Below are 26,054 nucleotides of genomic sequence, written 5' to 3'. Positions count from 1 at the left end.
GCCTATTTCATCATAAAACTTAGCCTGCCATTTGATAACCAAAACCCCAAGCAGCGACCAAGACGATGACGCCAGTGACAATACGTAGCCACGCAAAGATTTTGAAATCACGACGACTTACCCACGCAACCAACAGGCGAATACATAATAAGGCAACGATAAATGACACCACTGTGCCGATGCCGAGTACTAACCAATCTTCACTGTTGGTTAAGACGTCATGATGCTTGAGCAAATCTAATAATGCTGCACCAACGATGACAGGAATACCCAAAAAGAAAGAGAACTCAGCGGAAGCTTTACGCGAGACACCGAGCCATAATGCACCGATAATAGTGGCACCCGAGCGCGATGTTCCGGGTATCAATGCCAGACATTGCAGCAGACCTATCATCAATGCTGTTTTTAAACTGACGTCTTCTGCTTCTTGCGCAATAATCGCTTTAGGGCGATTTTCGACATAGAATATCAGCAGACCACCGATAATCAGCATAATTGCTACCACGATAGGATTAAACAAATAAGCTTTGATTTCGTCAGCGAAGGTAAAACCAACGATCATCACTGGAATAGTCGCCACAATTAAGCTAAGTCCTAGCTGTCTTGGATTACTCATACCTTCTGCTTTACCGGTCAGTAAGCCCATCAGTGCTTGCCACAGTCTGCCCCAATAGTCATAAATGACCGCCAAAATAGCGCCAAGCTGCACGACTACCACAAACAAATCGACTTTTTCTTTGGTCCAAAAGCCCATCAAATCGGCTGATAAAATCAAGTAGCCAGTGCTAGAGATGGGTAAAAATTCAGTGATACCTTCAACGATACCCATGATGACAGCTTGAATTAATAAAATGATATCCACGATGGCTTTCCTAGATACGGACCGGTTGGTTAATAGCGTTTTTAGAGTATTGTTATATGTTATATAGCGCTGATAATGGCTGGCATTAATATGATGGTTACGCCTTACCTTGCTCTTTTAGCGTTTTCCACGCTTGATTGCGAAGATACTTTGGTAAAGCTTGTGAGGCTTCTGTACCACCTGTCGCCATGAACTGAGCAATACCAAGCTGCCCTATCACAGTAGCATCAGGGTGAATATCTGCCTGAATTATCTGACCATCACGTAATGCTAATAGCGACGCCCCATTACCAGCGATAGGAATATTAAGCATCGTCTGGCTGTCATAATCGAGCAACTGCTCGGTATCTTCGCCATTTTCTTGATTAACCGCCTGCATCAGGTCATCTGTTGCAGCATATTGCCCAAAATAAACTTGCTGCATACGGGCGTCAAGGGCGCTATAAACGTCGGTCTGACCGTATTTCTGATACGCACATTGAGCAATCGCTTGTAGGCTTGAGACACCCACACAAGGAATGTCATGAGCAACAGACAATGCTTGCACGACTGCCGTATTAATGCGTATACCGCTAAATGCACCAGGGCCACGGTTGAATATCAAGGCTTGCAAATCAGCAAGATTGAGCTTAGCTTCGGACAGTGCCGCATCAATCATCGGCAGGATTTGCTGCGTTTGCTGGCGTTTACCCGTCTCAGTATGACTCGATAGCACTTGACCACTGACATCTAAAATCGCGATCGAACACTGATCGAACACGGTATCCATTGCTAAAAACATCATAACCTCGGCTTATTCGCTTGGTATTATAAAACAGCGCCTATCATAGCATTTAGGATGGGCAAATTTTATTAATTTCAAAATTTTCATACTTAATCCATCGATATTCATTTAAGTATGACAGACATGAAAACCCCCAAAGCGACTGGCACCTTGGGGGTTTTATTAACAACTACTTATTTAATCAACAACCATTTAAAAACGTTTTTTGAAGCCCTTCGGCGCTTGGTTTTGCATCTCCGCCATTTGCTTTTGCATCTCTTCGGTACTTGGCATATTGTTTGGATCCAGACCCATCTGTTTGGCCATCTGCTGTGGGTTCACGTCTTTAGCGCCGCCTTGTTGACCGCCGCCGAATAAAGGACCGCCGCCACCTGCTCCACTGCCGCCGCCCATCAATCCTTGCATCGATTTCATCATCTTACTGATGCCTTCAGGCTTGGAGATCATTTTCATCATTTTTGCCATTTGCTTGTGCTGCTTGAGCAAACGATTGACGTCTTGAATCTCGCGACCTGAACCTGCGGCAATACGGCGTTTACGGCTTGGATTAATCTTATCAGGGTTTTTACGCTCAAACGGCGTCATTGAGTTAATCAATGCTTCCATTTCACGCACTTTTTCTTCTGGCTTAGCATCTTCAACCGCTTTTTGCATGTCAGAGCCGCCCATACCTGGCATCTTATCCAAAAAGCCTGCCATACCGCCCATACTTTTCATCTGTTGGAACTGAGTCAAGAGATCTTCAAGGTCGAACTCGCCGCCCTTTTGCATCTTTTTCGCCATTTTTTCGGCTTTATCACGATCGATTTTTTGTTCAACTTCTTCGACTAGGCTTAAGACGTCACCCATGCCAAGAATACGCTGGGCGATACGCTCCGGATGGAACAGCTCTAGCGCGTCTAGTTTTTCACCGCGACCTAAGAACTTAATCGGCTTACCAGTGATCGCGCGTACAGACAGTGCTGCACCGCCGCGAGCATCACCATCCGTTTTAGTCAGGATAACACCCGTTAATGGCAGCGCATCGTTAAAGGCTTTGGCAGTATTGGCCGCATCTTGACCGGTCATCGCATCGACGACGAATAAGGTTTCAGAAGGATTGACCGCAGCAGTTAATGCTTTGATCTCCTCCATCATCGCTTCATCAATAGCCAAGCGACCAGCGGTATCGATAATCAAAATATCTTGATACTGGATTTTTGCTTCTTCAATAGCGCGTCGAGCGATATCAATCGGGTTTTCGTCGCTACTTGAATTGACGAATTTGGCATTCACCTGACCTGCCACTTGCTCAAGCTGGGCAATCGCTGCCGGACGGTAAACGTCAGCAGAGACTAGCATTACTTTTTTCTTATGACGCTCTTGTAAAAACTTCGCCAATTTACCGGCCGTGGTGGTTTTACCCGCCCCTTGCAAGCCAGCTAGTAGATAAACAACTGGCGGTTTACCCGTCATCTCAAGCTGCTGATTGGCACTGCCCATCATTTCGGTCAGCTCGTCATGGACAATTTTGACAAATGCTTGACCCGGTGCCAACTCTTTGAGCACTTCTGCACCAAGCGCTTGCTCTTTGACGCGCTTCACAAAATCACGGGTGACCGGTAGCGCCACATCCGCCTCTAACAATGCCATGCGCACTTCACGCAAGGTGTCTTTGATATTGTCTTCGGTCAGTTGCCCAGTCCCGACAATATTGCGCAGACTCGACGATAAGCGTTCTGTTAAAGTATCAAACATAAATAACTCTCAGTTAAAGTGATTCGCAGTTAAAGTAATTCGCAGTTAAGATAGTTGTTGGTTAAAATAATTGTTAGTCAAACCAGTTCTTAGGTAAACCATGAAAATGGCTTATAAATAATATTAGGATGCATGCTTAGGTTTGGGTGCAATGCTGGCAAATAAAACTGCCTATTATCAATACTATAGCATTAAGACGGTTAAAAATTTATAGACGTTTTGCAAAATGCTTGCTTGGTTGGCTTATCAGTGACCGATACAAGGTCTTATTTATCCTGCCATCGTTACGCATTTATGAGGAATAAATAAGATGATACTCAATTGACTGCCATTTTATGATAAATTGGACGATTATTCTAATCCTTCTGTCACAACCACTTTAGCATTATATTGAGCGGCTATTTTACGCTCATGATGAGATGAGGCTTTTTACCTGTGCACTTTGCATTCTTACTTGCTAGTATGGCTTATATCATCGTCAGCTTCCACATCGGTTGGGCGCTGATTCAGGACAAACCTATCCATAAAGGCGTGAGCTTAGGCTTATTATTGGTCGGTATGCTCGCGCATGCGACGCTACTCTACCCTTACGTCGTGACCTTATACGGGCTAAATTTTAATCTGTTTAATGTGCTGAGCCTCACCAGTTTGTTTTTCTTATTCTTTTATGTACTGTTCTGTCTCTATCGCCCTATTCTGAGCCTCGGTATTTTGGCCGCACCGACTGCCCTGATAGGATTGACAGTCGGCTATGTCGGCCGCGCGCCTTATCAACCACTTACGGATATTAGCGTTGGCCTTGAAGCACATATATTGCTATCGCTGGCCGCCTATTGTGTGCTGCTGATGGCAGCGGTGCAAGCGCTATTTTTGCGGCTGCAAATTCGTGAGCTTAAGCATCAAAGCATCCACCGCTTTTGGGTCAATAAACTGCCCTCACTACAAAGTATGGAGAGTCTGTTATTCGACATGCTGTTGGTCGGCTTTGTCCTGCTTAGCATCGCGCTGGGTATCGGCTTTATTTACGTAGAAGATCTGATGGCGCAGCATATCGTGCATAAGACGGTGTTTAGCTTGCTATCATGGTTATTGTTCGGTGCGCTACTGTTCGGTAATTGGCGCGCTGGATGGCGTGGCAAACGTGCTGCCAACATTACTATTTATGCCTTTATCTTATTGGCCATTGGCTTCGTCGGTAGCAAGTTTGTGTTAGAGATGCTGTTATAAACTTAGATTTACCGTAGTAATGTGATTAAAAATGGAGCCGCCAATAGTATTATCTAATACTATTGGCGGCTTTTTATTAACTCTGTATTCAATGCATACCTTTCACTTTAAAAATGCTCTAATCAAAAGCTAATTAAAAACCACTGTTTTATTGCCAGTCACAATCACGCGGTTTTGCACATGCCAGTTAACGGCACGTGCCAACACATTGCGTTCGATATCACGACCAATAGCCCGCAACTCTGTCACACCTTGACGATGAGTCACACGGTGTACGTCTTGCTCAATGATAGGCCCTTGATCTAATTCAGCAGTGACATAATGCGCGGTCGCGCCGATAAGCTTGACGCCTTTGTCATAAGCTTGACGATACGGATCAGCCCCGACGAAGGCTGGCAAGAACGAATGATGAATATTGATAACTTGCATCGGCCAACGCTTGACAAAATCAGAGGACAGTATCTGCATATAGCGCGCTAATACTAGCAAGTCATTGCCTGCCATCAATTCGTGAATCTGCTCTTCCGCCTCTGCCTTATTGTCCTTGGTCACTGGCACATAATGAAAATCAATGCCAAAGTTTTCTACCGCTTGGCGTAAGTCTTCATGATTACTGATGACCGAAGTAATCTCACAATCAAGCAATCCACGCTGATGCCGCCACAATAAATCCAACAACGCATGATCAAACTTTGATACTAAAATACCAACCTTGGTTTTAATCGCATTGTTATGCAAGCGCCACGCCATATTGTGACGCTTGGCCACCGTATGACCGAAGCTGGCTTCAAAGTTATCCATAATCTCGCTCAAGCCTGCTAACGCAAACTCCAAACGCATAAAGTACTGCCCACCTTCATGAGCCGTTGAATACTGATCGAGCGTAATAATATTACCACCATAACGGTGTATAAACTCAGATACGGCCTGTACGATACCTGCTTGATCACGACACTTAATCAGTAGCGTCGCGGTATCAATAACATCGGTAGATAGTACATTTTGAGAAGTTTTGCTCGACTTTATGCTTGCTGTAGCAGTCGTGGTATTGTCTGACATAGTGCGCCCAATTAAAAATGAAACGTGCTGCTTACTTTGAATATGCATAGCAGCATAGGAAACTGACTATTCTAATCGCTTTTGCAAGACTTTGCTGATTGAGTTGCTTGTATTTAATTATTGAGATTACAAATGCAAAAACCCCCAACGCGGGGTTGGGGGTTTGTATTTATAGTTTTTTATTTTATAAGGTTGTTAATCTCTACTGGGCTTGAATCACTTTAGAGAAGCCAAATCCATTACTATTTACGCTAATAGTAGACCCTAAGTCAAATGCTTTACTAAAGTCTACTATGAAGCTGTTATAACCTGTAGATATGTTACTTGGACCTTCACCGTTAATAGATACAGAATAATTTGGCTGATAAGGAGATAAAACCACCTTGGAGATATCCTTCTCAGCATCGATATTGATACTCATACTATCAATACATGGAACACCACCAGTACCAAATGGACTTGCATGATCTATCCAAGGTGTAATTAAGCTCGAATCACTTATCGACAGGTCGCCTAACTGATACGGTAATACATAGTTGATACTTTGTGTACTCTCACTACCGTTCAAGAACGTTGAAGCATCAAACCGCACTTTCACCCAAGTTGAATAGCGTATTGGATAACGAATCTCAAAATCAGCTCGCCCTACTTCATCAGTTGTAAATGAATAACCATCTTCAGATACTTGGCCATTTATAATAGCTACTGGATTGATAGGGTCTAATCTACCATTTCCTATACTACCATCATCATTGATATTGATGTCAGCATCTTTATCTAGAGTGTAATTATACTCTGGATCTTCAGTATCATACCAATTAGACTTAAAGATAAGTGGTTCTTGCTTAGTAGATGTCTTAAGTGCTGGCGTATTTACTTTACCATCTTTATCTATAGTATTTGCACCTTGATAAGCTACATTTGTATTCAGTAAGCATACCTTTCCTTGAGCGTATTCAACTGCATAAGACTTAATTGATACTTCTTTATTTGGCACAGCACGGCCCGAACCATCCATGACCGATATCGAACCACGTACAGTATAATAAATATCATCTGATGATATCTTATCAGCGAATGCTAAGGTCGTATACACTGCTTCTTCTGATACGGTAATAGTGGTTGTTCTAGTAGGAACATTAAATTTATCATCGAGTAGTCGAGCATTGATAACCACACCGCCAATAGGTGAGCTAGCGTTGGCTTGGTAGACAACACGTGCTTCACCTCTACTGTTTGTTACTGCTGTGGCAGCTGACAAACGACCTGCTGAAGAGTCTGACGTGCGACTAAAGACAACGGTTTGTCCTTCAACTGGTACATCGTTTTTATCTTTTACTGTAGCGACAATTTCAGTACTACCACCTGGAGTAATAACCGACTTCACCGCTTGGAATAGCATTTTAGCAGGTGTTGTAGCACGAAAACGTGTATCAACTGTCGTTTGGTAACGAGGCTGGCCATTGACATTTTCACCGAGAACTGTTGCTTGCAATACAGCGGTACCAGCAAGATTAGATTTTAACCATACTTTCACGGTAATGATATTGCCCTGAATATCAGTTGCCTTAATAGGCTTAGTTACAATAACCTTATCAGTGAACTTATCTAAATAGTTAGGAATCAAGCTACCAATAGTCGTTTGCACTTCAACTTCTTTACCGACAAGAGTTGCTGCCTGTTCTGCACTATCAGCACGAATTTGAACATTAATTAATTGTGGCTCATCGACATTATAAACGTCTTCAATATTAATAAAGCTGATGCCCGCTTGAGAAATCTTAATCAGCTCAATACTATTTAAACTACGCTGAATATTGATACTATTTTCACCCAAAGCGCGAGCAAATACACGTAAGTTACCATTGCTATCAAAGGTCAAATCAGCTTCGTTAATATTAAACACCGCTTGACCATCTGCATTGCTAATAGCAGTTGCACTAGAGTGAATAACATCACCGTTCGCGTCGACCAACTCCATACCAGCATTGGCAATAGCACGTCCTGCACCATCTACTAATGTGGTCGTGATAGTAGTAGAAGCGCCATCTTTTAGATTGGCTTCTGTAGCTGCAATAGTAATCTCTGTACCGATAGCTGATAAGCTTAATGACTTCTCTTCACGCACTTGCATGCTGACCTTGCCATCTGCATCGTATTGCGGTGTCACGATTTTAGCGTGAATCACTACGCTATGATTTAGACGCGAATTGATAGAGTTGGCTGCTAGGATGACGCCGACATCGATCTGACCATTAGCATCAGTGGTTACCATACTTGGTGTGGTTAACGCCGCACCACTGGCCTCTAAGTCTTCAATACTTAACTGTACAGGTACTCCTGCCAAGATACCGCCTTTGCTGTCGGTCACACGGAAAGTAGCATTGGTCTGATCACCACCAGTATTCAACGTAGACTTGTCAGAGGACGCTATGAGCTGATAACTATCAATCGTAGCAGTATCTACTGCAACGATATAGGTCTGTGGTAGCTCGACACCTTCTGCAGTCGTCGTGGTAGCTGTCAGCTTGATGCCTGCTTCTAAGATAGCTTGGTTGACGTTAGCACCATCTGTAAGTGTTAAGTCAAAGGTTGCTAAACCATCACCATTGGTCATAGCGGTATTACTACTAACCGTCACGCCAGTTTTGATAGGATTATCAACATTCAAACGCACTTCACGATTGGCAATACTGCCCTTTTTATTCTCTACACGCACAAATACTTTAAATGTATCGCCCTTCGTATTAACGACTTTATTTGCACCGATTGTTATACTTTCTTGTGTACCGTTTAGATCAGGAGTAGCTGTCTTAACAGTACTGGTTTTCGTGGCAATATTGTTATTCTCATCAGTTGCTGAGAATACAACTGCAAAGCTACCACCGATGGCCGTTTTTTGCGCATCAGTAAGACCAGCTGGCACAGCAAGCGTAAAGCTTGCTTTACCTGAGTCATTTGTGGTTTGTGTACCACTAGTTACCAAGCTAACCCCTTGAGCCGCAACCGAAGCAGGGAGCGCCAAGTAAACTTGTTTATTTGCAATGACATTGTCTTTGCTGTCTTTGGTTATTACTTCAACTTGAGTCTCACCACCGTTTAGATTTAGTGCTTTTGGTGTGATAGCTATCAAATCAATAGCCGCTTTGGTTGACTGTATATTAAACTGAATCTCTTGTTTTTTACCTGTCAACGTCTCAGTCAAGATAGCTGTTAGCTTTTGATCTAAGAGTGCCGCTTGTTGCTCTGCTGTTAAGCTTGGCACAGTAACTGTAAAGCTTGCCGCCCCGTTAGGGTCCGTAGGAACAATATTGGCAAATGATCCTGACTTACCATTTACAATTAATAATGCTGCTAGTTCTTTGTTAGCAAAATCTAATTTAATAGGCTGATCGCTGATACTAAGGTTAGTGTTTCGAGTACTTAATGCCGCATTAACAGTCACCGTATCACCTTCGCCGTTCAATGTATAAAAAGGACGGTTATTAATAAGGTTCGGCGGATTTAGTACTGTCAAATCAACAGTTGGAGTTAGAATATCTACTTTTGTTATAGCAGAGGTATAAGTTTCGCCTTTTTCGACATACGACAGCTGATAATTAATACCTGTACGCTTAAGCTCAGTACGCTCTTTTGCTGATAAGCCTTCTGGGATAGTAACTATAAACGTCGTCTCACCACTAAAGTCAGTAGTCGCAGACTCTGCGTTGACAGTAACGCCATAATCAAGTGCTGCTTTACCCAATTGAATAGCAACTGCTTGCCCTTTCATTGGCGTTTGCTTAACTTTATCCAATAGCTTGATACTAATAGTACCACTACCACCAAGTTCACTAATAGAAGGCGTAAGGATAGAGGCAAACTCTAAACTCGTTGCTGGTTGTTCTACATTAATAACTGCATTTTCAATTTTGGCGACTGTTCCATCATCATCTGTCAAAGTAACATTGTATTTAATACCTGATTTGATTAGAGCTGTACGTTGTGCTGCTGTTAGGTCTTGACTAAGGTTGACAGTAAATACTGCGTTGCCAGCTTCATTGGTTGTTTGTTCATTACCTTGAATGCTGACGCCTGCCACATTACTGATCTCAAGCTTTACTTTTTTGCCGACTGCGACATTACCATTAGGGTTTTTAGCAGATACTTGAATAGTAAACTGCTTGTCTGTGACAGTCACCACTTTAGGAGAGCTAATCGAAGTAAGTTTAATATCACTTTTGGCTAACTCTGAACTGATTTTTATAGCCGAACTACTGATACTGCTGCTCGCACCTGAGGCTTCAACAGCTTTGGCAGTTAACGCAAAGCCCTTTTGTGCTTCTAGCTTATCTTTCTGTGATTTAGTCAAACCTGCAGGAACACTAACTTTATAGCTGACCACACCTTGAGCATTGGTCATTTGAGTCGCAGCACTGTCTAAAGTCAGTAAGCCAGAGTCGATTAGAGCTTTTGGTAGCATTGCTGTGACGCTTTGATTAGCAATAACCCCACCATTTTTATCATTCACACGGAAGCTAATGACTGCATTACCACCTGAACTTGATAACTGAACTTTATCACTGCTACCAAAATTAATTTGATACTGTGCAGCAGGGATAACCACAGACGCATTATAATTACTGGTGGTGACACCATCGTTATCAGTCAAACTCGCGGTATAAGTAATGCCTGACTTCACTAGTGCTTCGCGTTGAGCTTGGGTCAAGTCTTGGCTTACATCTACGATAAATGTCGCATTACCTGACGCATCAGTCTTCTGTTCGTTATCTTTAACTGTAATGCCGGCTACTTTATTAAGCACTAGCTTGACAACTTTATCAGCTGCAGCGCTACCATCTTTGCGCTTACCCGATACTCGAATCGTAAATTGATCTTTTAAAACGTTCACTACCTTAGGGTTGGTCTCTGAGGTTAAGACCGTTAAACTTTTTTGAATTTTATCGCTTATGCTGATAGGCGCACTATTGGTACTAGTACTGGCTCCAGATGCCTCGATCAGATTGGCCGTCAAGAAAAATCCGCTGGCTTTTTCTAATGCTGATTTTTGTGCAGTCGATAATCCAGTAGGGATACGAACGGTATAGCTCACGATACCTTTGTCATTCGTTGTCTGAGTAGCAGCGCTATCTAGGGTCAATAGCCCAGCATCAACTAAAGACTTCGGGAGACTCACTGTGACTTTTTGATTGCCTATAACGCCACCGTCTTTATCATTCACTCGGAAGCTAACGACAGTACTACCACCTGAGCTTGATAATTGCGCATTGCTGCTGCTACCAAAATTGATTTTGTACTCGGCGTTAGGGACAGATGCTTTCACACTGTAGTTTTCAGTGGCAACACCATCGTCATCAGTCAATGTGGCTGTATAAGCAATGCCTGTTTTTTCAAGCGCTTTACGTTGCTCTAAGGTCAATGCTTGGTCTATATTTACGGTGAACACCGCATTACCAGCACTGTTAGTGGTTTGTTCACCACCTTCGATACTAACGCCCTTGACGTTATTAATCGCAAGCTTTACAGATTTACCTGCAGCAGCACTACCATTTGGACGCTTGGCAGATACTTGAATCGTAAACTTGTCTTTTAAAACGTTCACGACGCTAGGAGTGGTTTTTGCCGTGAGGATAGTTTTACTTCTACTAGGGTCAGCAGTCACTGGGATACGGTTACTACTTACATTGATACTTGCACCTGATGATTCAACCAGACGAGTATTTAGCACGAACCCACCAGCTTTTTCTAACTCTGCTCTCTGTGTAACAGACAGCCCTGCAGGAATGCGAACCGTGTAACTTACATTGCCTTGAGCATCAGTTGCTTGGCTTGCGGCATTTTCAAGTGTTATCAAACCCTTTTGAGTCAAGCTGGTCGGTAAGCTTGCTGTTACGGTCTGATTGGCTATTACGCCACCATTTTTATCATTAACGCGGAAGCTTAGGGTCGTGACACCACCTGTACTTAGCAGCTTACTAACACTGCTACTGCCAAAGTTTAGCTTGTATTCAGCCACTGGAATGATAACTGGCGCTTTATACTTATTAGTAGCCACACCATCATCATCAGTCAGAGTTACCGTATAAGGAATGCCAGACTTCACCAAAGCTTGGCGCTGTGTTTCTGTCAGATCTTGGCTTAAATTAACAGTAAATGTGACATTACCTGAGGCGTCTGTCGTTTGCTGGCTACCTTGAATACTTACGCCTGTGACATTGCTAATAGCCAACTTCACTTCTTTACCAGCTGCCGCACTACCATCTGGACGTTTGCCTGCCACTTGAATTTGGAATTGATTTTTTAATATATTAACAGCACTAGGGATGTTTTTTACATTTAGGATTGTTTCACTTGCAGCAGTGACTTGGATACGCTCACTGTTGATAGTGCTACTAGCTCCTGAGGCCTCAGTAACCTTAGCTGCTAAGATAAAGCCACCGATACCTTCTAGTTTTGCTCTTTGTGCAGCAGTCAAGCTTGCTGGCACACTCACATTATAACTAACCATGCCTTTACTATCGGTTACTTGAGTAGCAGCACTGTCTAAATTCAATAACCCTGTTTTGATTAGATCTTGAGGTAAGCTGGCGGTGACTTTTTGATTGGCAATTGCTCCACCATCTTTATCATTGACACGGAAGCTGATAATGGCCTCACTACCAAAACTAGAGATTCTATTTTTGTTTTTCGTCGCAAACTTTATTTGATACTGAGACTCAGGAATATATGCTTCACTGCCATATGTATCGGACGTTACTGAGCGGTTAGGCTCTGATAAAACCACAGTGTAACTCACGCCTTTCTCTACAATCTCTTTACGCTGATCTGCAGTAAGCGTAGGTGCTACGATGAGGTTTACAATTGCTTTTCCAGCCGCATCAAAGACAAAAGCCTCTGTACTCAGCTTGACCCCAGTAATTGGGTTATTAAGCTTGATTGTACCCTTTGCTCCATTGATAGAGGTTGGTACTTTAGAGTTTTTGGTAGTTGCTGTGATGGTCAGAGGTTGCTCATCTCCATAGGCATTGAGCACTACATCGCTACCTTTTACATCTAGCACATAATCAGAAACAGGCAACTCTATTGATAGATTGCCTGTTTCCTGCTTAGTAGCGCCATTTTGCTCTTGGATACTGATTGCGTATGCAATACCTTCACCTTGTAGCAATGCATCACGCTCAGCTTTCGAAAGATTTTCATCTACTTTAATGTTGAACGTTGCAATACCATCCGCATTTGTGACTTTACTATTACCACCTACAATAGAGATGCCTTTAATACTATTAATACCCAGTCCAACTTTTACATCTTGAACACGAGCACCATTACTATTTTTAGCAATTACGGTCAATTGAGCACTATCACCATAAGGGTTTAAGGCATTGTTAGAGACTGAACTTGTGCTTAACACAGATATGATATCAAGTTTACTTTCGGTAACTTGTGTACCATCGCCACTGCCTTTTTTGCTCACTGAAACTTTTAACTCTTGCGGTGCAATAGCAGTACCATCTGCTTTTTTGGCAGTGGCTACTAAGGTAAATCCTTCTGCTATTAGCGCATCTTTATCAGCAACTGCTTGCGGATTGAGCTTAAGCGTATACACAGCATTACCATCGCTATCAGTAGTCTGGGTGCTCTGCCCTTCAATAGTAATACCATTATTTTCAGAATTGACTACTTTCAAGGTCACTGCTTTACCAACCATCGCGCCACCAGAGCTTACTTCAGCAGCTTTAACAGTGACACTGAAGTTCGTTTGCTCATCCGATAGCTCGATAATGGTCGGCGTCGTACTAAGTCTCTGTAAAAAGAACTCAGGCTCAACATCTGGCACTTGCTCACCCCCGCCGTTATTACCATTGCCACCATTACCAGGCTGCGTCACACCCAAATCAGGTTCAGGAGCAATAGAGTCGACCGTGTCACCATCACCTCCGCCACCACAACCTGCCAGTGCCAAAGCGCAAGTCAAAGAAGTAAGTTGAAATAACTTATAAGTAAAAGGTAATGAGCTATATGACATGTTTTGAACTCCGCATCGGCAGTAATTTATTCGAGCAAATAAGTAAATTATCATTACACCAAATCACAATAGATTGGTAATGATACATAGATTTACATTAAGGTCAGTTGTATTAACAGATTGTATTAATTTTATAACAGCAACTTTACTGACTTTTGTTATAACTTACAACTAAAAATTACTCTTTACCGTTAAATAATCAATCACATAGCCTGCTCATTTCAGGTATAATAGCTCGCGTTGAAGCAGACATTTATCATAAAAATATTTGAGTATTCATTACTTTTATGGTATAAATGTCGGCTTTAAAATTTTCTGAATTGGTTAGCCTGTTATTTGCCTTTAGATGACAGTCATATCAGCTCAACCTTCATATAGTTTTGTTTGGTGCAAAGCTGCCGCTTGCTGTGTCCATGCCGCAAATACGTGCAACTTGCCCAGACTGGTATGAGAATCCCTCATACCTCATAGATTAGGAGTTCGCCATGTCTAGAGTTTGCCAAGTGACTGGAAAGCGCCCTATGGTGGGTAATAATGTTTCGCACGCAAACAACAAAACCCGTCGTCGCTTTCTACCAAACCTTCATAACCATCGTTTTTGGGTAGAGTCTGAAAATCGTTTTGTACGTCTACGTGTGTCTACCAAAGGTATGCGCACCATTGACAAACTTGGTATCGATAAAGTGTTAGCAGATATGCGCGCACAAGGTCAAAAAGTATAAGTGACGACTGGTAGCTTAAGGACATCGATTATCTTTGTTACTTAAGCTGCCATTCTGCTACATTTATTGTAGCCACTTAATTTTTTAGATCCGTACCTATCGTTTGAAGACCCCTCATTTACAGGAAAGCTATCATGAGAGATAAAATTAAGTTAGTATCAACCGCTGGTACTGGGTATTACTACACCACTACCAAAAATAAGCGCACTATGCCTGGCAAAATGGAAATCAAAAAGTTTGATCCAAAAGTACGCCAGCATGTGATCTTTAAAGAAGCTAAAATCAAATAATTGCTATTATTTGAACAAAAAAAGGGTATATCAATTGATATACCTTTTTTTATTGCTGACGTTTTGACTATCTATGCTTAACTTTCATTACTAAGTTACTCGCTATTATTAATAGCTATACAGAAACAGCTGTGCAGATTGAATTAACTGTAGTGCGTTGGCTCTTTATCATAGACATGCGCATGCCATTGGCTCATCTGCTTTTGCATGATAACTTGAATCGCCGCATGAATCATGTGCTGACCGATTGCTTGCGTATCACTACCAAGCAACTCTTTGAGTTTTTCAGAGAAATCAATGGTCATCAGCGGCGCTTCATCTTGTTCAGCGTCACGCAATAGCAATCGACCATCATCCGCCTCTACTAGCTCGAGTGTCGTCTCTTTGGCAAATCCTGCAAATTGATCGGTGCTTTCGTTGTCTACTTCTATTTCATTATCAATGTCGTATGGCATTCACGTTATCCTTATTAACCCGTTTATCGCTGCAAAGAAACCCTAATAATTCATTTAATAAAGCTAGCAATTTACAGTAACGCGGGTAAAACTGTCTTACTCATACAATGGACGCTTTGACCTTAGAATTCAAGGGCTGTCACGCAAGTCTTACATATAAATGCGACTTTCGTCTGCTGACACTGCAAACCAGTTAACGCCAATAGCGTAGTTTTGCGATGGTAAATAAGAAGGCCACAAACATGCCGAGGTAATACATGAGCTTTAACTCGAGCGTCGGATCTCGATATTTAAACGGCAAGGCAACGGTAGCGGTAGCCGTCGGAAATATCAACAGCATAAGCAGCCAGTTTTCGATGACATTCAGCCAGCCTTGAAAATCTGTACCATGACGCAGTGACGCCAGCCCTAACAGTAAACAGGCGATAATTAAGCTGGTAAATAAGCCATTTGGTAAGTCTTTTGGATAGATAATGTTGGCAATCTTGGTCGGTATGATTCGCATGTAGAATTCCAGTCATGCTTAAAAAGCCTGACTTAATGATGAAAAAGTGTGTAAAAACCGCTTATAAAAAATATTGCCCCATTATATTCATAAGGTTATATTTATTCAGCAACCTCATCTTGGCGACTAAAAAATTAACTATAAGTACCCATCAACCATAGTATCGATATACAAGAGGTTAAATAGCCCAAGCTAATCGCATTCCAGCCTTCTATATGTGTGCCTTTAACCTTGTTAAATATGCGTGACCCTATCCAGAACAAAAGCGGAATACCCAGCATAAATGCAGGCACGATGACCGCAGCATGACGTAATACTTCGCCAGTATCATCACCTACCATGAGACGAAAGCCATAGCCTGCCAAGCTTAAGACAAGCGCAAACATAGCCAAGCCAATGGTAATGCTTTTGGGTACTAAGCTGCGTGGTTGCAAATCTTGGTTTTTATGTTCTGCATTTTGTATATTCATATGGCACCTTTAGCTGACGCGTCGCTTGATATAGTCAGTCATACAGCGGCTATCAGTAGTATGTAACTCTAATATTCAATAGTATATACCTTACTATATGGGGCGTTACTCCCCATTTGCCAAGGCAAGCTCTGCACGCATCGCATCGATAGCCGCTTTATAGTCTTCTTGGTTAAATATCGCAGAACCAGCGACGAACATATCAGCGCCCGCTTCAGCGATGGCTCGGATATTACTGGCTTTGATACCACCATCAACTTCTAGTCTAATTGGGCGACCACTGGTGATGATACGTTGACGGACTTGGCGTACCTTGTCCAGAGTACCTTCAATAAACGACTGACCACCATAACCAGGGTTGACACTCATCAGTAAGATTTGATCCACTTTATCCATGACATAGTCTAGATAATGCAGCGGCGTAGCTGGATTCAATACCAAGCCACATTCAGCGCCGCCATCTTTGATGAGCTGCAAAGAGCGATCAATGTGCGCGCTGGCTTCTGGATGAAAAGTGATAACACTCGCACCTGCCTCTAAGAATTGCTCAATCATGCTATCCACCGGCGATACCATCAGATGAACATCGATAGGTGCATCGATACCATAATCACGCAGCGCTTTACAGATCATACTGCCAAAGGTCAGATTGGGGACATAATGATTGTCCATCACATCAAAATGAATGACGTCAGCACCTGACTCCAATACTCTTTCAACTTCTTCGCCCAGTCTGGCAAAGTCGGCAGATAAAATGGAAGGAGCGATAAGATATGGCTTAGAAGGACTGATCATAATTGAGCTACCTAATTTTGTTGAAATAAAGAAATACTAGGGCGTGTCTTCAACTCACTCGATAGTCATCTAAATGAGTTAAAAAACTTAAGCCTTTAAAGCAATAATCTTAAGGATTCAAACCCCTAGCGCTGTTTATATTGGGTTTTACAATAGGCGCGACCAACTGCAAACTCACGTTTCGCTTGATGTTTGGTAGCGCGATTACTCACACGCTGACGCCATAACCGAAAAGACGACGGCTTTAGCGTTTGGCGCATGAGCTTAATAACCCCCGCTTCATTAAGGCCGTAGCTGTGCTCGATCGCCCCAAATGGGGTTCTATCCTCCCACGCCATCTCTATAACTCGTGAGACTTGGGTCTCATCAAGCACTCTGTCACCAGCGTCATTGATATTTTTCGCGATGAACTCATTTAAGTTAGCTTTAGAGACTGGGTCACTGTTGCTATGCTGCTTCTTTTTTAGCGCCGCATCCATTTCGGCTTGCATAGTCGCCAGCGCTGATTCAGCTGAGGAAGAATCTAAGCTTTGTGCTGTTAAATCTTGATAACTTGCCATAATTTTACCTTTTAAACATTAGCGCGTGTTGAGCGGCTTATTGAAAAGAGTTCAATATAAACGCTTAGCTAAGTTGTGCCATGCGCCAATGATGTTCGATATGGTCGTTGATAACACTCTGAATAAAATAATAACTATGGTCATGACCTGCCTGATAACGCAATGTTAAAGGCTGCTTGGCTTTTATACAAGCGTCTTGAAGTTTGGCTGTTTGCAACTGACCTTCTGCCAAGAAATTATCCGCAGCGCCTTGGTCAACCAAGATGCTGGCATACTGCTGGCCGACCTTTTCGATCATCTGCGATGCATCTGCTTGCGACCATAGTGAGTGGTCCTCACCGAAATACTCAGTATAGGCGGCTTGCCCCCATGCTGACTCACTGGCAGCACAGACAGGCGATAAGGCGGAGACGCTGACAAACTTGCTCGGGAATTTAAAACCTAAAAGTAATGCCCCATGACCACCCATCGAGTGTCCAGTAATGCCAACGCTATGAATAGGAAATTCTGAGCGTAGCAAATCGTATAGCTCATCGACGATGTAGCTTTGCATATTAAAGTTGTCTGACCAAGGCTGCTGGGTGGCATCCACATAGTAGCTCGCGCCCTGACCAACAAAATAGCGCTCATCGTTCGGCACTTCACTGCCCTCACTAGTTCTAGGAGAGGTATCTGGCGCGATAAATATCATGCCAAGCTCGCTACATTTTTGTTGAAAATGCGCTTTATGGGTGACGTTATCGGCATTACAGGTCAAACCCGATAGATATAAAACCGCAGGACATAACCGCCCTGCCAGCGCCTCATCTGGTAGATAAATACTGAATGTCATCGGTGTCTTAGTCGCTGTCGACTCATGACTATAGTAATGTTGCTCGCCATCAAAGCAGCGGTTCACACTCTGTTGCGTGAGCTGGCTATTAGCAGACAAGCTTTTATTATAAGTATTATTCATCATTAACGTCCTTTTTATCCAAGGTAAAATAAACAATGGCTTGTGAAAAATGCTTTATAAGGCAAAAAGCGCATTGATAATCAGTCATATAACACTTAAATAGTTAATTAATATCATTGGTAGCCTCTACTCTTGTATTTGAAGCAGCAGCATCAGGTACGATATTTACGGCAGTAGAGCCAGCACTATTGGTAATGCCGGCAATTGGTAGACGGGTTTTATCAAACAATACTTGCTCAAATGCTGGCAAGGCGGTTTCCATTAAGCTACCAATCACCATCTGCGGCTCTGATGGCTCAAAACCCATCACACTCTCGCGCTCAGTCACCCGCAAACGAGCATCTTTAAAAGCAGATTCGAAGCTGGTATTTTCACGCAGGCTTTCAGCAAAGAAGGCTTGCCCAAAATAAGTCATCTCTGCGGTATTGGTGCAGCCAAACGAAGCTTTATCAGCCGCTGAGGCAGTAATCACTACCGTCGTTGGAGACGCCAATTCATCGATAAATGAACCTGAGTAACACGCTGATACGACGATGACACGCCAGCGAATGCCTGAAGCATCTAGCGCTTCACGTAACCAGGCAGCATCTAAGTTATCCATAGCTAGAGGCGGATTGGCCAATTGCACAATGTTTTCGTTACCGTGTGAGGATAGCGTGAGAAATAACACGTCTTCATCGGCATTCATCTGCTGACCCATTCTTTTTAAGCCACGTAGAATACTGGTCTTGGTCGCAATCGGTTCATCGAGCCAACTATACATATTGTTAATAAGGGCAAGCGAATGACCGCTGGTACCAAAGCGCACATCGAACAGCTCACGTACTTTATTAATCTCAGAGCGAAAAACGTTTTGATCAGAAAAGCCCGCCACACCCATAAAATACCAGTCGGTTTTGCCATCGACACTTGGATCAATACCGTCCAGCGCTTGTTGTAACAGCCTTGGTTGCTCGTACAATGCGGCTTCTGCTAACACAGGCTCTACGGGAATTTGCTTAAATATGGGCTGATCAGCGACATTGCGCTGCCAAATCGTCAATAGCGCCACTGCGCCTACCAGCACAATAATACGCTCCCACCATGGTGTGCGCAGGCGACGAGAAAAAATCCACAATAAGGCAAGCGTCTGCCATAAGAACAGTACTAAAAACAGAATGGGTAAAAATGAATAACTCCAGTCCGGCAGCCAACCATAACTGCCAAAAAACTGCACCAGACTTTGTAACAAGGCCGACAAGGTGTCAGCAACCAACCATAGCACCACCGGCACAAAAACCAGCGCTTGATTGCCCGCGCGCCTAGCCAAAATGATACCACTCAATAAGATAATCATCGGCCAGATTAAATAACTGACCAACCCTTGCTCATTAAAAATACTGCCACTTTCGGCAGCCAGCCACGAAAAAAGCACGTTACTACCAAGTGCCAATAGCGCGAATACCGCAAACTGAATAAAGGTGGGCTTAACCCAAGAAAACGCCCGTGTTGACCCCACCAGCATCCATAAGGTTGCAATAATATTGGCAGCGAAATTAAGTGAAAAGCGCTGAAGCGATACGGTTTTTAGCGACGCAAGTGACAAAGACTTAGACCTCTAGCCAGTCGAAAGAAATAAAGCGAGCCAATAATAAATTTTTGATGCAGCAGCCGTTTCATAGTATTCAATTGCATTTTTACGCGGCTGACACAAATCTATTTTATATTTGACTCACTATAGAATAATTATAAGAAGCGAATAGCGTAAACCAATGGTCTAGAATCAATGTTCTATACTCAATAGTCTAGCTTGCTAATCTATCGCGATTGTAACGGATTGTCGGTTAAGAGGATAAGGCTGATTTGTAAAAAATCGCTTAAATCAAGGCAGAAATAGCATAAAAAAAGGAGACCTTGCATGCAAGACCTCCTTTTATATCAACAACTAAACATTATCTCATCAATAGCTCATTGACGCGTTTTAGGTAAGCAGCGGGATCGTCTAATTGACCGCCATCTGCTAACAATGCTTGGTCAAAAATCACTTGCGCCAGCTTGTCAAAATCGATGTCAGACTGCTCGCTACTCTCTAACTTTTTAATCAATGGATGATCAGGGTTGACCTCGAGCGTCGGCTTACTCGCTGGCACATCTTGACCCATTTGCTGGAGCATTTGAATCATTTGCGGTGACAACTCACCTTCACCAACGACTAGGCAGGCTGGGCTATCGACCAAGCGTGTAGACACTTTCACGTCTTTAGCACGCTCGCCTAATGCTGCTTTTAGCTTATCAACCACAGGCTTCATGGTCTCTTGCGCTTTCTCAGCTTCAGCCTTTTCAGCTTCGTCCTGCAAGTCGCCCAAATCAACCGCCCCTTTGGCGATGTTTTGTAGCGGGGTCTCATCAAATGAGGTCAAGAAGTTCATCGCCCATTCATCGACACGGCTGGTCATCAAGATAACTTCGATGCCTTTTTTCTTAAATAGCTCAAGTTGTGGGCTGTTCTTTGCCGCCGCCAAGTTGTCAGCCGTTATATAATAGATGGCCTTTTGCCCATCTTTCATACGCGCTTTATAGTCTTCAAAGCTGGTGGTCACACTGTCTTGGGTGCTGGTCGCATAACGTAGCAATTTGGCAATGCGTTCCTGATTGCCCATATCTTCGCCCAGTCCTTCTTTGATGACATCACCAAACTCAGCGTAGAACTGCGCGAACTTCTCTTGCTTATCACTGTCTTCGCTATTAGCAAGGCTAGCTAGCAAGGTCAAAATACGGCGCGCATTACCATCACGGATAGACTTCACATCACGCGATTCTTGCAATAGCTCGCGGCTGACGTTCAATGGCAAGTCAGCTGAATCAATCACCCCTTTGACAAAGCGCAGATACATTGGTAGCAGCTGCTCTGCCTCGTCCATGATAAAGACGCGTTTGACGTACAGCTTAAGCCCATGTTGCTGCTCGCGCGTGTATAAATCTACCGGCGCTTTTTTTGGGATATATAATAGCTGCGTATACTGCACGCGGCCTTCGACACGATTATGCGTCCATGCTAGTGGCGCATCAATATCATAAGAGATGTTTTTATAAAAATCGACGTACTCATCATCTTCAATCTCAGAGCTTGAGCGTGTCCACAGCGCGCTGGCCTTATTAATGGTTTCCCATTCGTCAGTCAACACCATCTCGCCGCCAGCAGAGGCTTGTTCATCAGCGTCGCCTTCTTCTTTTACATCTTCTTGCCAAACTTCTTTACGCATTTGAATCGGCAAGCTGATGTGGTCTGAGTATTTATTCACCAAACGCTTGATTTTACCGCGATCTAGATAATTGTCTTCGCCCTCACTATATTGCTCTTTTAAATGCAAAGTAATGGCAGTGCCGCGCGTCGCTTTATTGATCGGCTCAACGGTAAAGCTGCCCGTACCATCTGATACCCAGCGTACGCCTTGATCAGCAGGCTCGCCTGCTTTACGTGATTCTACGCTAATCGTATCTGCCACGATAAAGCCTGAATAGAAACCAACGCCAAATTGACCAATCAATTGACCTTCTTGCTTTTGCGATTCAGACAGCTTGTCTAAGAATGCTTTGGTACCTGATTTGGCAATCGTTCCTAAGTTTTCGATGGCATCCGCTTCATTCATACCGATACCATTATCGGTAAAGGTAATGGTTTTGGCGTCTTCATCAACAGCAATGCGAATACGTAGCTCGCCATCGTCTTCGTACAAACTGTCATCATTGGTGGCTTCAAAGCGAAGCTTATCGCAAGCATCGGAGGCGTTTGAGACCAACTCACGGACAAAAATATCGGCATTAGAATACAGAGAATGCGTCACTAAATGTAGCAACTGCGCCACTTCTGCTTCAAAAGTATGTTTTTTTAGTTCAGGGCTGCTTTTATTAACGTTGATGTCATCAGCATTTTTATTAGCCGCTTGGGTCTGTTCACTCATAAAAAACTCCTTTAATTTATGTCAAAAACTTATTGTAAAACAGCAGCAGTCAAACCATTTTTGCTCAAATGGATATGAGAAAAGCACGATTTGGATACCGCTAAGCTGTTTATACTAATAGGGGCGCAGCGGAAAATTTCAAGCTAAAAAGTTCAATTCAACAAAAACACCGCCCTAGTTTCCTAAAGCGGTGTTTTTGTATCAGCAATCTATTGGCATAATGTTTAGGGCGTGTCCTCATTTTAAAAATGGTGATAAAAATGAGGTAAATTGCAGTCAAACAAGGAAAATAGTGCAGATAATATCGAGATATTACCTAGCTATTTGACGATGTTTGGCAAGATTTAACCATTTTTAGCCCATTTAGATTGCTATCGGTTGAATTGAGGACACGCCCTAGAATATCAAGGTTGATAACTGCCTAAATCATTAATAACCGTCTGAATAATTATAAGCAACTAGGTAAATCACGGGCAGGATCAGTCGCGCGCGCTGCCATTGCGTCCTCGACCGTTAGGCCTAATGCCTTGGCCACGCCTGCGCCATAAGCGGGGTCACACCAATTACAGTTGCGAATATGGCGATACTGAATAAAGTCAGGCACACCTGATAGGTTGCCAGCAGTATTTTCAAACAGTACTTGTTGCTGCTCAGCGCTCATCAAATTAAACAGCGCTCTAGGTTGGCTGAAATAATCGCTGTCGTCTTCGCGGAAATCATAATGCGCGGCATCGCCATCAATCTTTAATGGTGGCTCAGCATAGTCAGGCTGCTCTTGCCACTGGCTAAAGCTGTTTGGCTCATAGTGCGGACGACTGCCGTAGTTATCATCGACGCGTCCTTGACCATCACGATGATTGCTCATCACAGGGCAACGTGGCTTATTCACCGGAATCTGCTGATGATTGACCCCAACACGATAACGCTGTGCATCAGCGTAGTTAATCAAACGATTTTGTAGCATTTTATCTGGTGAGACGCTAATACCTGGTACTAGGTTACTTGGCGCAAATGCGGCTTGCTCCACATCGACAAAGTAGTTGTCAGAGTTTTTGTTTAATTCAAACTCGCCCACTTCGATCAGCGGATAGTCGCCTTTTGGCCAGACCTTGGTCAAGTCAAACGGGTGATAAGGGACAGTGTCAGCCTCAGCTTCTGGCATGATTTGCACATACATTTTCCACTTCGGGAAGTCGCCATTTTCGATGGCATCGTACAGATCTTTTTGATGACTTTCACGATCCATACCAACGACATCCGCCGCTTCTGCATCGGTCAAGTTTTTAATGCCTTGTTGCGTGCGGAAATGGAATTTTACCCAAAAACGCTCATTGGCTGTATTCCAAAAGCTGTAGGTATGCGAGCCAAAACCATGCATGTGTCGATACGATGCGGGCAGACCGCGATCACTCATCACGATAGTAACCTGATGAAATGCCTCTGGCAGTAAAGTCCAAAAATCCCAGTTATTGGTCGCCGAACGCATATTGGTACGTGGGTCGCGTTTAACGGCTTTATTTAAGTCTGGGAATTTACGTGGATCACGTAAAAAGAACACTGGCGTATTGTTGCCGACCATGTCCCAGTTGCCCTCTTCGGTATAGAACTTCAACGCAAATCCGCGAATATCACGCTCGGCATCAGCCGCACCGCGCTCGCCTGCCACCGTACTAAAGCGCGCAAACATCTCCGTTTGCTTACCGACTTCGCTAAAAATATCAGCGCGGGTATATTTGGTAATGTCATTAGTGACGGTAAAGGTCCCAAATGCGCCGGAGCCTTTGGCATGCATACGGCGTTCTGGAATCACTTCACGGACAAAGTTACCCAATTTTTCATTTAGCCAAATATCTTGTGCCAATAGTGGTCCACGCTTGCCGGCGGTAAGACTGTTTTGGTTGTCAGCAACTGGTGCGCCATTGCCCATGGTCAATTGGGTCGGTGCGTAAGGACATTTTTTAGCGCTCATGTCATTGCTCATAGTGATACTCCTTTGAAAGTTAAATGCATTAAAGTACAAAATCTATTCTGAATAAGCCTCAAGCAACAGTTCCAGAATAGTTGTCAGCGTGTTCGAAAAACGGATTGTTTTTTTCATAGGTAATGTCTAATTGGTGGTCAGATTCTGTTATTGAATGCTATTACAACCGATTACCATTTATTTGTATAATTAATTAATTACATGCTTTGGTTTTGTTTTTCAGAACAATCTGGCTTGTTTTGACCGATTTAAATTGCTTTACTTCTTTGGGTAACTTTGATTAAAAGCTAGGGCGTGTCCTCATTTTACAAATGGTCATAAAAATGAGATAAATTGCAGTCAAATGAGGAAAATAGCGCAAATAATATCGAGATATTAATCAGCTATTTGACGATGTTCGGCAAGATTTAGCCCATTTAGATACAATCGCTTGAATTGAGGACGCGCCCTAGTTATTTACATACTGCTTAGCAATTAACGAGGCATGGGACGAATTGTCAAAATCTGCTCGCTACGACCAAAAGGCCCATGTATATCGTGTAATACGGCACTGGTAAGCCCTATTCCGTCAGCGCCATACTGTTGTACAGCTTCAATGCCAAGCCAACGACCCTGCGGTGAGCGATGCATATGAATCTGCAAATCTGTATTGGGAAACATCCATTCCAACGTTGTGAGGCCAAGGCCAAGCCGTGGTACTACACCATTCGCAGTGTCGACCATACCCAATAAATGCACCAAATCATCTGTTGGCTCACCTGCTACCATTTCAACATCATTGGTGATCCAGACCATACCACGACCAGCACGGCGATCGGCATCAGTGACTAAGCGCACTGTTTCAATAAAACCACCTGGCCAACCTTTCATCCCATCCCAGTCCGCTAACGCTTCAGGTTGATACTGCGCTTTTTGATCCTCTAGCCCTGCAATCTCGCTGGTATCTTGCGTCATTAATCGCCATGCACGTGCAATAATTGCATCACGACCGCCACTACTCATGACCGCCTCAACCAGCTCAATAGTTTTACCCGGACGAATACAACGAGTGGTAATGGTAAAGTCATCAAAGGGTATCAGTCCCAAGATGTCAAGGCTAATACGAGCAATACGCGTATTTGCTTGCGGGGCATATTTACTGAGCTCAGCGGTCAGTATTCCTGTGGCTGGTGCCATATGTTGCTCATGCTCATTCCAAGCACCTTGGACGTTCTTCGTTGGTTGGTAATAGGCGACTACCACACCATCGTTTTGCTGCTCGCGTTTAATAAAGTTGTAATAAGCTGACATGGATATCCTTGATTTTCAATCGAATCCCTCTCATTCATCCAGCGCTTTTGACTGCCGTGAGAAGTGGTGATGGTTATATAAAAAATACGCTTTACCAGAGCGTGTTAAACAGCCGCTGGTAATTTTTAGACTGCGCTTACCTTTACTGTTTATTTAGTAAGCGCTTGCTTTCTCATAGTAAGCAGCGTGCGACTCTTAGCCATTATAAAGAGGAAAAAAGCCATGATGGCAATGAGAACAGCATATAACAGACTATAATCCTTCATAAATTGCGCGGTGTTGAGAACCAACATCGATATCAGTACGACAATGACCAGCATGTTGATTTTCAATTGCTTATTAATGTCTTCAACAGAGGCTTCTGCCAGTACGAATTTATTTTTCTGTTTTTTCAT

Annotated in this window: 19 protein-coding genes; 3 read left to right on the top strand and 16 right to left on the bottom strand. The window is 43.3% G+C overall.

Features of this window, described 5'->3' with window-relative positions:
- Nucleotides 1-19: 19 nt before the first annotated feature.
- The 3 genes from CXF65_RS13045 to ffh form a co-directional block, all read right to left on the bottom strand.
- Nucleotides 20-862, bottom strand: a complete 843-nt coding sequence (locus CXF65_RS13045; RefSeq protein WP_101212406.1) for an undecaprenyl-diphosphate phosphatase — start codon at nt 860-862, stop codon at nt 20-22.
- A gap of 97 nt (nt 863-959) precedes the next feature.
- Nucleotides 960-1,643, bottom strand: coding sequence for a tRNA (adenosine(37)-N6)-threonylcarbamoyltransferase complex dimerization subunit type 1 TsaB (gene tsaB / locus CXF65_RS13040; protein WP_025652460.1), 684 nt, complete (start codon nt 1,641-1,643; stop codon nt 960-962).
- A gap of 195 nt (nt 1,644-1,838) precedes the next feature.
- Complete coding sequence (ffh, locus tag CXF65_RS13035; RefSeq protein WP_025652459.1) at nt 1,839-3,383, bottom strand: signal recognition particle protein; 1,545 nt, start codon at nt 3,381-3,383, stop codon at nt 1,839-1,841.
- Nucleotides 3,384-3,845: 462 nt separating this feature from the next.
- On the opposite strand from ffh, the gene CXF65_RS13030 reads away from it, so the two are divergent.
- Nucleotides 3,846-4,610 (top strand): inner membrane protein YpjD, encoded by a 765-nt coding sequence (locus CXF65_RS13030; RefSeq protein WP_037025430.1) that lies wholly within the window; start codon nt 3,846-3,848, stop codon nt 4,608-4,610.
- Nucleotides 4,611-4,739: 129 nt separating this feature from the next.
- Here the strand turns inward: CXF65_RS13030 and purU are convergent, their stop codons facing one another.
- Together purU and CXF65_RS13020 are read right to left on the bottom strand one after the other, a co-directional pair.
- On the bottom strand, nt 4,740-5,669 hold the full coding sequence (purU, locus tag CXF65_RS13025; protein ID WP_101212581.1) for a formyltetrahydrofolate deformylase: 930 nt from the start codon (nt 5,667-5,669) through the stop codon (nt 4,740-4,742).
- A 202-nt stretch (nt 5,670-5,871) separates the two neighbouring features.
- Nucleotides 5,872-13,695, bottom strand: a complete 7,824-nt coding sequence (locus tag CXF65_RS13020) for a hypothetical protein (RefSeq protein ID WP_157824078.1) — start codon at nt 13,693-13,695, stop codon at nt 5,872-5,874.
- A 485-nt stretch (nt 13,696-14,180) separates the two neighbouring features.
- Between CXF65_RS13020 and rpmB the strand changes: the two genes are divergently transcribed.
- Together rpmB and rpmG are read left to right on the top strand one after the other, a co-directional pair.
- The gene (gene rpmB / locus CXF65_RS13015) at nt 14,181-14,417 is read left to right on the top strand and encodes a 50S ribosomal protein L28 (protein WP_010201401.1); all 237 of its coding nucleotides are present in this window, start codon (nt 14,181-14,183) and stop codon (nt 14,415-14,417) included.
- A gap of 134 nt (nt 14,418-14,551) precedes the next feature.
- On the top strand, nt 14,552-14,707 hold the full coding sequence (gene rpmG, locus CXF65_RS13010; RefSeq protein ID WP_010201403.1) for a 50S ribosomal protein L33: 156 nt from the start codon (nt 14,552-14,554) through the stop codon (nt 14,705-14,707).
- A gap of 143 nt (nt 14,708-14,850) precedes the next feature.
- Here rpmG and CXF65_RS13005 read toward each other — a convergent pair whose 3' ends face one another.
- The 11 genes from CXF65_RS13005 to CXF65_RS12955 form a co-directional block, all read right to left on the bottom strand.
- The gene (locus tag CXF65_RS13005; protein ID WP_010201404.1) at nt 14,851-15,162 is read right to left on the bottom strand and encodes a hypothetical protein; all 312 of its coding nucleotides are present in this window, start codon (nt 15,160-15,162) and stop codon (nt 14,851-14,853) included.
- A gap of 193 nt (nt 15,163-15,355) precedes the next feature.
- Complete coding sequence (locus CXF65_RS13000) at nt 15,356-15,667, bottom strand: hypothetical protein (protein ID WP_010201409.1); 312 nt, start codon at nt 15,665-15,667, stop codon at nt 15,356-15,358.
- Between the two features lie 134 nt (nt 15,668-15,801).
- Entirely contained in the window at nt 15,802-16,137 is a 336-nt protein-coding gene (locus CXF65_RS12995) for a hypothetical protein (protein WP_101212403.1), read from the bottom strand.
- A 105-nt stretch (nt 16,138-16,242) separates the two neighbouring features.
- The gene (rpe, locus tag CXF65_RS12990) at nt 16,243-16,932 is read right to left on the bottom strand and encodes a ribulose-phosphate 3-epimerase (RefSeq protein ID WP_025652452.1); all 690 of its coding nucleotides are present in this window, start codon (nt 16,930-16,932) and stop codon (nt 16,243-16,245) included.
- 125 nt (nt 16,933-17,057) lie between these two features.
- Complete coding sequence (locus CXF65_RS15220; RefSeq protein WP_198015446.1) at nt 17,058-17,411, bottom strand: TIGR03643 family protein; 354 nt, start codon at nt 17,409-17,411, stop codon at nt 17,058-17,060.
- Nucleotides 17,412-17,556: 145 nt separating this feature from the next.
- Nucleotides 17,557-18,447: an S-formylglutathione hydrolase gene (fghA, locus tag CXF65_RS12980; protein WP_025652450.1), complete on the bottom strand. Its 891-nt coding sequence runs from the start codon at nt 18,445-18,447 to the stop codon at nt 17,557-17,559.
- Between the two features lie 103 nt (nt 18,448-18,550).
- Nucleotides 18,551-20,032: a C13 family peptidase gene (locus tag CXF65_RS12975; protein ID WP_101212401.1), complete on the bottom strand. Its 1,482-nt coding sequence runs from the start codon at nt 20,030-20,032 to the stop codon at nt 18,551-18,553.
- A gap of 346 nt (nt 20,033-20,378) precedes the next feature.
- Complete coding sequence (gene htpG, locus CXF65_RS12970) at nt 20,379-22,388, bottom strand: molecular chaperone HtpG (RefSeq protein WP_227523272.1); 2,010 nt, start codon at nt 22,386-22,388, stop codon at nt 20,379-20,381.
- Nucleotides 22,389-22,836: 448 nt separating this feature from the next.
- Nucleotides 22,837-24,369 (bottom strand): catalase, encoded by a 1,533-nt coding sequence (locus CXF65_RS12965; protein ID WP_101212399.1) that lies wholly within the window; start codon nt 24,367-24,369, stop codon nt 22,837-22,839.
- Between the two features lie 474 nt (nt 24,370-24,843).
- Entirely contained in the window at nt 24,844-25,659 is an 816-nt protein-coding gene (locus CXF65_RS12960) for a thioesterase family protein (protein WP_101212397.1), read from the bottom strand.
- A 149-nt stretch (nt 25,660-25,808) separates the two neighbouring features.
- The gene (locus CXF65_RS12955; protein ID WP_025652444.1) at nt 25,809-26,054 is read right to left on the bottom strand and encodes a hypothetical protein; all 246 of its coding nucleotides are present in this window, start codon (nt 26,052-26,054) and stop codon (nt 25,809-25,811) included.

It is taken from the genome of Psychrobacter sp. Sarcosine-3u-12 (assembly GCF_002836005.1).
In the GTDB taxonomy this organism is placed as follows: domain Bacteria; phylum Pseudomonadota; class Gammaproteobacteria; order Pseudomonadales; family Moraxellaceae; genus Psychrobacter; species Psychrobacter okhotskensis.
Note: the sequence above shows the minus strand (reverse complement) of the source record. Positions and strands in the feature narration are given on the sequence as shown.